The organism is Gorillibacterium terrae (assembly GCF_051594785.1).
Taxonomy (GTDB): domain Bacteria; phylum Bacillota; class Bacilli; order Paenibacillales; family NBRC-103111; genus Gorillibacterium.
The window spans coordinates 1-820 of sequence record NZ_JBPPGI010000019.1; the positions used below are offsets into that span (position 1 = coordinate 1).

Here is an 820-nt window from a genome sequence, read left to right on the forward strand (position 1 = left end):
GCGGCTGGATCACCTCCTTTCTAGGGAGTTACCGGATTCGCTGTAATGGCGAGGCCTATGTAACAATCTAATGCTCCGATCGAGGGAGCACAGCCTCATCCACTCGTTGTCAGTTTTGAAAGGGCGATGTCCTTTCTGGAAATGGTTTCGGCTTTTGCCTGCTTCGGCGGGAAAAAGCCGCAGCACTTGAAGCTGTGTTGATGAAGCTTTGCTTCATGGATAGGCTTTGAGGGCCTTTAGCTCAGCTGGTTAGAGCGCACCCCTGATAAGGGTGAGGTCGGTGGTTCGAGTCCACTAAGGCCCACCACTTGTTTTCCTCATGGAAGTTGGAAGAAGAGTTGTGGATTTGGTTTCGCTTCTCTGTTATTGGCTTGTATAGGTAAACATGGGGCTATAGCTCAGCTGGGAGAGCGCCTGCTTCGCATGTAGGAGGCCAGCGGTTCGAACCCGCTTAGCTCCACCATTTCTTCTTCAAATGCTGCCTAACCCGCAGCAAGCTTCTGCCCATAAAGCAGAAGGTCACTGCTTAAACCGCAGGAACGGCTTGTTCCTTGAAAACTGGATAGCGAAGCAACAAACGCGTAGGAAACATCCAACTACCGAGTTATGTGTCTCGTTGCTTTTTGACCCTTGCGGGTGAAAAAGACAACTAGTTGATTTTTTTGACGAGAACAACGCTCGGCAAAAAAACAACCGGTTAAGCTAGTAAGAGCACACGGAGGATGCCTAGGCGCCAGGAGCCGAAGAAGGACGTGGCGAACAACGAAACTGCCCCGGGGAGCTGTAAGCAAGCATCGATCCGGGGATGTCCGAATGGGGG

The 820-nt window shown here is 51.5% G+C and carries 2 tRNA genes and 1 rRNA gene; all 3 read left to right on the top strand.

Features of this window, described 5'->3' with window-relative positions:
* Positions 1 to 230: 230 nt before the first annotated feature.
* Positions 231 to 307: transfer RNA gene (locus tag ACSEXS_RS22595), tRNA-Ile, on the top strand.
* An 80-nt stretch (positions 308 to 387) separates the two neighbouring features.
* A tRNA-Ala gene (locus ACSEXS_RS22600) sits at positions 388 to 463 on the top strand.
* 232 nt (positions 464 to 695) lie between these two features.
* A 23S ribosomal RNA gene (locus ACSEXS_RS22605) occupies positions 696 to 820 on the top strand; the annotation flags it as partial.